Raw genomic sequence first — 7,464 nt, forward strand, 5'->3', positions numbered from 1 at the left:
CTCTCCCTTTTCATAAAGGGCTTTTTTATAATGGCTAGTATTTCAATGCTATCTTACATAGCTGGTAAGGGAGGCGGTGTCAGACCTGTAGGCTTAATATTGCCTTTACCTAGATTGACGCCAGGCTGATAGACCTTAGGCGGACGTGGCTCTTCACCTGCTAGAATATCTTGCAGCTGATCGCGATCAATCGTTTCCCATTTCATCAACGCATCGACCATCGCATGCATCTTATCTTGGTTGCCTTCAATCAGCTCACGAGCAATGTCGTACTGCTCTTCCAACATACGACGTACTTCTTCATCTACCTTTTGCTGTGTGGCTTCTGAGATAGTACGGCTACTAGAACCAAAATAGCCTTGTGAACTATCGTCGTCTTCGTACACCATGACACCAAGTGCATCTGACATACCATACTTAGTGACCATTGCACGAGCCATTTTGGTAGCACGTTCAAAGTCGTTTGAAGCACCTGTCGACATCTGATTGATAAATACTTCTTCTGCAATACGACCACCAAATAAAATAGCGATGTCGTTAAGCATTTTTGACTTGTACATACTGGTCTGATCATGCTCAGGCAGCTGCCATGTTACCCCAAGTGCAAATCCACGCGGCATGATGGTGACCTTATGTACAGGATCAGTACCGGGAAGTAGCTCTGCAACTAAGGCATGACCTGACTCATGATAGGCAGTCGCGCGACGCTCTTCTTCACGAATAACCATAGATTTACGCTCAGGACCCATGTACAGCTTGTCTTTGGCATCTTCAAAATCGTTCATATCGACGCTAGTTTTGTTGCGACGAGCTGCAAACAACGCTGCTTCGTTCACAAGATTAGCCAATTGTGCACCGCTAAATCCAGGTGTACCGCGAGCAAGGGCATTTGCATCGACCGCTACTGTATTGGGCAGTTTTTTCAAATGCACTTTCAAGATTTGCTCGCGACCTTTGATATCTGGCAAGCCTACTTGTACTTGACGATCAAAACGACCTGGACGTAACAAAGCTTTGTCGAGTACGTCTGCACGGTTAGTCGCTGCAATGACGATAACGCCTTCGTTACCTTCAAAACCATCCATCTCAACCAACAACTGATTAAGCGTTTGCTCACGCTCGTCATTACCGCCGCCCATACCAGAGCCACGATGACGTCCAACAGCATCAATCTCATCGATAAAGATAATACATGGCGCACTCTTCTTCGCTTGTTCAAACATATCACGGACACGAGACGCACCAACACCGACGAACATTTCTACAAAATCAGAGCCTGAGATTGAGAAGAAAGGCACTTTGGCTTCGCCAGCAATGGCTCTTGCCAATAGTGTTTTACCTGTACCAGGTGGACCTACCATTAAGATACCACGTGGAATGGTTGCGCCAAGCTTAGTAAATTTATCGGGATCACGTAAGAAATCGACGACTTCAACAACTTCTTCCTTGGCTTCTTCACAACCAGCTACATCTTCAAAGTTAACCTTGATTTGATCTTCAGTCAGCATCTTAGCTTTAGACTTACCAAAGCTCATCGGCCCACCGCCTTTACCGCCAGCACCGCCTTGCATATTGCGCATAAAGAATAAAAATAAACCAATAATCAATAAGATTGGGAAACTGGCTATTAGCAATTGCATCAGCACGCTTTGACGTTTAGGCGCAGTCCCTTGGACTTCGACTTGGTTTTCACGTAATAGAGGCATCAACTGCTCATCAGTCACAGCTGGCCTAATGGTCTCAAAAGATGAACCATTTTTCTTTTCGCCGATGATTTGCTCACCGTCGATCTCAACACTGGCTACTTGGTTTTCGGACACTGCAGTCACAAACTCAGAGTAGTTAAGGTTATCTGGCTCAGATGATTGATCAAAGCCGCTAAACACCAGTACCAAAACGCCGATTACCACCAGCCACAATAAGGTATTTTTTACCATGTCGCTCACTAGTTATTCCCATCCCTTACTTATTGGTGTGTTTACTAGACACGTAACGCCTATATAAAAATGTAATATAAACTTATCATCATTTATTAGACGACTTTGCTTGAAACATTTGAAACAAAACAAAGCTAATATATCATGATATATGGTTTTAACCTGCACAATTCAAGCAAAAGCTGCGTTTATTCAGTTAGCAATTGTAGCGGTTTTACACGAGATATGGCGTATTATATAAAACTAATCATAAACTATTTATTGGGTACAACCTATTGAAATAGCAAGTTATTTTATTGCTATCCAAAACATCTCTTTAGACCGTGGTCTTGATGCTGCAGGTTTGATACTACGAATCTTACTAAATTTAGTCTGCATCTGCTTGCGTAATTCTTGTGACCCCTCACCTTGAAACACTTTCATAATAAGCGCGCCACCTTCAGGTAAGGTCTCTAAAGCAAAGTCTACTGCAAGCTCACATAAATATATCATTCGTGGTTGATCGACAGCACTGTTACCTGCTGTATTAGGCGCCATATCAGACAATACCACATTTACTTGCCTATCACCGACCTCAGTCATAATTTTGTCAAAAACATCTGCTTCTCTAAAATCCCCTTGAATAAAGGTTACATCTGCCAAAGCGTCCATAGGCAAGATATCAGAAGCGATTAATGTCCCGCTGTCACCGACCAATTGACTGGCCACTTGTGACCAACTACCAGGTGCACTACCCAAATCTACTACTGTCATTCCAGAAGATATCAGCTTAGCTTTTTCATTGATCTCAAGCAGCTTATAAGCAGCACGCGCACGATAACCATCCTTTTGTGCTCTTTTTACATAATGATCATCAATATGTTCTTTCATCCAAGCACGGCTACTTTTTGATAAACCTTTATTTTCAATGCGCGTGGCCAAAATACCTGCTCCTATTACTTTATGATGTAGCGACTGTTCAATAAACGACTGACTAAATCCTTACTATTTAACTTAGTAATGAACATATTATGCAGATAAACTTATTCCACAATAATTCTTAAAAACAATTTTATTTTTTCGAATAAATTTAAGGGCATTATTAACGATTTAGCAGCTTTATAATTCAGCAGCGTTTATAATGCTACAAGTTATACAGTTTAACATTTTCATCACGTAAAATCGTGCAAAATGGCCCTGATATCATGCAAGATGGTCATAGATTATTTATAATAGATATTAACTTTTTAATAATATGGTTTTAGTCATACCGTTTAGATAACATTGCTTCTTATTTATTATGACTCATTATGGCAATTCAACCATTTTAGAACTGTTTTTTGTTTTTATTACAATTTAGGAATACTATGCAACTTGATAACGCTACGATTAAACGCCTAAAAGGTATTGGTCATGAGCTCAAACCTATTGTTATGATCGGTAATAATGGCATTACTCCTGCTATCACTGAAGAGATTGACCGCGCTTTAACCGATCATGAACTTATTAAGGTAAAACTACCAGCGGGCAGTAAACATGACCGCGATGTAGTCGCTACTGAGCTTGCAACCACTGCCAAAGCTAATGTGATTCATACGATTGGTCGTATGGCGTTGTTACTACGTCAGAATCCAAATGCGAATCCTAAGCTGTCAAACTTAGCACGCCACGCTCAATAACTCATATTTATGTACCATATCAAATAGATCTAGAGAATCATCAAAATCATAGAAGCTGCGTTGCATCATAGCTCGTGGCTTTTATTTTACCCTTCATTTTATCAACTCTATATTATTAGTTTTTGTTAGGTCATTTTATTAAGAAACAGCCACTATGAGCCAGCTATTTACCTTACGATTGGCAACTGAGACATTATCGGCCGATGCAGAACAAATCGGTGTGTGTATTGAGGAGCTACAAAACATACGCATTAGCGTAAAAGCTTCACTTGTGCTATCCGAACGAAAACTTTGGTTAAGTTATCAAATCCATCTGCCATCCGCTATGCTAGCTGCAAAACTGGATTGGCCAGTATGGCAACAATCACGAGTCTGTTTTACCGACTACCTGTGGCAGCGCACTTGTCTTGAATGTTTTGTGAGTAGTAAAGTTGCCGATGAAACAACTAACTATATAGAAATCAACGCCAGTCCAAATGGACAGTATGCTCTTTATAAATTTGATGATTATCGTACGCCATCGACATATCCTCCCTTACCATTATCGCAAGCAGATGGCACTACAAAGGCGAAAATCACCTGGGCAAAGAGCCTCTCAAACCAACAGGTAGAACAGGTAAACAGCCTAAAACCCCACCCTATACTTGCAAACCATTCTGTAGATTTAAGCTCTACTAGATTTACATCAAAATATCAGTATCAACGCTGTTTTGGAGTCTCTTTAGATCAGCTCTCACTAGACAGTGATAATTGCTACTTGTCTGATGATACTGGTATAAAGCTAATACATCCATGTGTCATTCTACAGTTTTGTGAAACAAACCTATACTTTGCTTCTGCTCACGCTACTCCGCCTGATTTTCATCAACGTCGATACTGGACACCACTAGATTTGCAAGCTGCACTCACTAAATAATTCTTGCCATATAAATTAACTCTTAGTCCATGGTTGGGCTGTTTAATCGGTTAATAGCAGATAGATTTGGTGTTTGAACCATCATAAAAATAAAAAAACTCAGCAATGTCGTAAAGAGCATTACTGAGTGAGGAGAAAACACTAAAGTTATAAGTTAAACAGCCTACTTATTTTCTATTTGTCAGCCATAGCTAGGTAGATACCACGATCCGATGCATCGTCAACATAACGCGAATCACGCCATGTGGTATAGCTATGTACACCACTATAAGGGCTAATACTGTTCTGGCGGAAATCAGATACCCAACCTGAACCATCAAAAATCTGTATATGACCATGCGGACGTTTTGAGCTACGGTCATAGACTACGACGTCGCCGACTTGAGGTGGCATATCGTTACTAATTTTAGTAAAACCTGCATTGGCAAGTGTGCCGCGAGAGGCGTACTGATAAGCTGAAGGGTTTGGAGTAAACTCATAACCAGCTGATTGTAAAGCTTTACGCACGTAGCGGGCACAATAACCAGAGCTTCTAGAAAGAGCAACTCTTGATGCACGAGCTGCTGCAATAGCAGGAGCTGAATTACTGTCTGGTATTCTACTGCTTGCTTGCTGCTGACGCTCATAAGATAAGCGACTGGTTAATGATGCTAATTCATATTCTTTCTGTTTAGCATGGGCACTTAAGTTGTCAATAGCTTGACTAATTTCGTCATTACTAAAAACATGCGCACCACTGTTAGTGCTATAGATATTACGACTAGAGCCGTAATTCTGAGAAACTGAAATATTTGTGATGGTATGACTCAAGGTATTATTTGGCTGAAAGGTGGTTTCGGCAGCACCACTCGTTTGTGCTAAACCCATTCCCAATACTGACAAAATTAATAAAGCTTGTTTCATAAATTTACTACCTATTGTTAATACAAGATTGCTTGTCATCCATGACAAAACATTAATTAATTTAGAAGACGTATCATTAAGTAACCATGATAAAATTCAGCATACTCAATTTATATATCGGCCTTTATCACCCAATGGATGAGTAAATACGATGTCAAAAAAACAGCCTAATCAGCTTGCAAAACTTATTGATCATCAGGCATTTGCTGGTAGTGCCCTGCCTCAATCTTTAGCTGATGATATGCAGCTTTATACACAGTTGACTCATGAATTAAAAACACTTCTAATTGACTGTCTGCCTGAAGAAATACTTGCTCACTGCTGGGTCGTTGGTTTGAACTCAGAGCAATTAACGCTAAGTGTAGGCTCAGCTACTGCAGCCAATCATATTCGTTATTTACAAAGTGCATATTTACAAGTGTTGACAGAACAATCGATTACATTTAAACAACTTAAAAAAATTAGGGTCATAGTTTCAAAAGCCAGTTCAGATAATCCGTTATATGAACAAAAATTATCATCAACAATGAAAAACCTTAACTACTATAAAATCGGTAAAAATCAGGCTCTTAGCCAAAACACAAAGCGGACTATAGCACAGGCTGCAAAGCATGTCACCACAGATAACAACCTCAAAAAAGCCCTTTTACGGCTGATAAATGAGTAAAAATACTTCTATTACAATGTAAACTTATGTAAATAAAAATAGAAAAACAGGTAGTCAACGCTGGGTTGTTGTAATCCCATAAACAAAAAAAATCATCTATCAGTTAGAACCCTATTAAGGATTTTAGCTGGCAAATGATTTTTATAAAATCTTGAGCTTTTGTATTCTCTAGGCTTCAGCCACTCAATTAAATAATATAAAACTGTATATTCACTAAAGTGGTTATAATATAAGCATAATTATGCTCAAATCATGTAATCTTACGTAAGTGTTGCGATACTTCATGTATCATCCTGTGTTTACCCTTCAACTATTAAGCCTGTTAATGGTAAATACTCAAGAGGACAAGTTACGTTGTCATCAAATGTTACAATTTCAAAGTTAGTTTCATCTGACAAAATCTCTCGGACTAACATATTGTTCAAAGCATGTCCTGACTTATAAGCATTAAAACGTCCGATAATAGGATAGCCAATTAAATATAAATCTCCTAGAGCATCCAATATTTTGTGACGAACAAACTCATCAGCAAACCGTAGCCCCTCAGCATTTAGAATACGAGCATCATCAATAACAATCGCATTGTCCATACTTCCGCCCAACGCTAGGTTATTTTGCCTTAGTGCTTCAATATCTTGCAAAAAGCCAAAGGTACGGGCTTCACTTAGCTGCTCAATAAAATTTTGTGTTGAAAAAACCAATTGCGCATGTTGAAAGTCTTTATCAAACGCTGGATGATCAAAATCAATCTCAAAGTTTAACTCGTACCCTTCATATGGACGCAGTTCTACCCATTTGTCATCAACTTCTACACGTACAGGTTTGGCAATTCTCAAGAACTTTTTTAGCGCATCTTGCTCAATAAAGCCTGCTTGCAATAATAGACCTACGAAAGGCGAGGCACTACCATCCATAATCGGTATTTCGCTCGCCGATACTCTTATTAGTAAATTGTCTATACCAAGTCCTGCTATCGCGCTTAGTAAATGCTCCACCGTACCAACACGCGCTTCACCAAAGACAAGATTTGATGACATCATAGTATCTTGTACTAAAAAAGCACTGGCTGGTATTGGCGCACTACCAACGATGTCAGTACGCTCAAAAATTACTCCAGTGTTAATAGGTTGCGGATGAAATTCTAAATCAACAGGCTCACCACTATGCAATCCGATACCTGTAATAGCTATAGCTTTTTCTATGGTTCGTTGATTCATGGCTGCTTTCTCACATATTTTGTTACAATTGCCATAGTGTAACATTAGCTAGGCTCAATTCGCTATAGCTATAGCCTGTAATTTACTTATACCTATGATTTATATAATAAATAGCTATATAGTAAGCAATATAAAATAATTATAAGACTACTTCTGCTGTACGGCC

At 39.3% G+C, this 7,464-nt stretch carries 7 protein-coding genes; 3 read left to right on the top strand and 4 right to left on the bottom strand.

The features are described 5' to 3' along the window. Positions 1-53 precede the first annotated feature (53 nt). The gene (gene ftsH, locus PENNN9_RS09100; RefSeq protein WP_058369382.1) at positions 54-1,946 is read right to left on the bottom strand and encodes an ATP-dependent zinc metalloprotease FtsH; all 1,893 of its coding nucleotides are present in this window, start codon (positions 1,944-1,946) and stop codon (positions 54-56) included. A gap of 279 nt (positions 1,947-2,225) precedes the next feature. Beyond that, the gene (locus PENNN9_RS09105) at positions 2,226-2,858 is read right to left on the bottom strand and encodes an RlmE family RNA methyltransferase (protein WP_058369383.1); all 633 of its coding nucleotides are present in this window, start codon (positions 2,856-2,858) and stop codon (positions 2,226-2,228) included. A gap of 425 nt (positions 2,859-3,283) precedes the next feature. On the opposite strand from PENNN9_RS09105, the gene PENNN9_RS09110 reads away from it, so the two are divergent. Together PENNN9_RS09110 and PENNN9_RS09115 are read left to right on the top strand one after the other, a co-directional pair. Continuing rightward, positions 3,284-3,595 (top strand): YhbY family RNA-binding protein, encoded by a 312-nt coding sequence (locus PENNN9_RS09110; RefSeq protein ID WP_058369384.1) that lies wholly within the window; start codon positions 3,284-3,286, stop codon positions 3,593-3,595. 154 nt (positions 3,596-3,749) lie between these two features. Continuing rightward, positions 3,750-4,511 (top strand): hypothetical protein, encoded by a 762-nt coding sequence (locus tag PENNN9_RS09115; protein WP_058369385.1) that lies wholly within the window; start codon positions 3,750-3,752, stop codon positions 4,509-4,511. A gap of 174 nt (positions 4,512-4,685) precedes the next feature. On the opposite strand, the gene PENNN9_RS09120 is transcribed toward PENNN9_RS09115, so the two are convergent. Next, on the bottom strand, positions 4,686-5,414 hold the full coding sequence (locus PENNN9_RS09120) for a CHAP domain-containing protein (RefSeq protein ID WP_058369386.1): 729 nt from the start codon (positions 5,412-5,414) through the stop codon (positions 4,686-4,688). A gap of 151 nt (positions 5,415-5,565) precedes the next feature. Here PENNN9_RS09120 and PENNN9_RS09125 point away from each other — a divergent pair, with 151 nt between their 5' ends. Next, positions 5,566-6,081, top strand: a complete 516-nt coding sequence (locus PENNN9_RS09125; protein WP_058369387.1) for a DciA family protein — start codon at positions 5,566-5,568, stop codon at positions 6,079-6,081. Positions 6,082-6,380: 299 nt separating this feature from the next. Here PENNN9_RS09125 and lpxC read toward each other — a convergent pair whose 3' ends face one another. Next, positions 6,381-7,298: a UDP-3-O-acyl-N-acetylglucosamine deacetylase gene (gene lpxC / locus PENNN9_RS09130; RefSeq protein ID WP_058369388.1), complete on the bottom strand. Its 918-nt coding sequence runs from the start codon at positions 7,296-7,298 to the stop codon at positions 6,381-6,383. Between the last annotated feature and the right edge of the window lie 166 nt (positions 7,299-7,464).

The organism is Psychrobacter sp. ENNN9_III, from assembly GCF_001462175.1.
Lineage (GTDB): Bacteria > Pseudomonadota > Gammaproteobacteria > Pseudomonadales > Moraxellaceae > Psychrobacter.

Excerpts from the sequence above, each read along its gene's own strand:
- PENNN9_RS09110 (WP_058369384.1), top strand. The coding sequence starts at position 3,284 with ATGCAACTTGATAACGCTACGATTAAACGCCTAAAAGGTATTGGTCAT.
- PENNN9_RS09115 (WP_058369385.1), top strand. The coding sequence starts at position 3,750 with ATGAGCCAGCTATTTACCTTACGATTGGCAACTGAGACATTATCGGCC.
- PENNN9_RS09120 (WP_058369386.1), bottom strand. The coding sequence starts at position 5,414 with ATGAAACAAGCTTTATTAATTTTGTCAGTATTGGGAATGGGTTTAGCA.
- PENNN9_RS09125 (WP_058369387.1), top strand. The coding sequence starts at position 5,566 with ATGTCAAAAAAACAGCCTAATCAGCTTGCAAAACTTATTGATCATCAG.
- lpxC (WP_058369388.1), bottom strand. The coding sequence starts at position 7,298 with ATGAATCAACGAACCATAGAAAAAGCTATAGCTATTACAGGTATCGGA.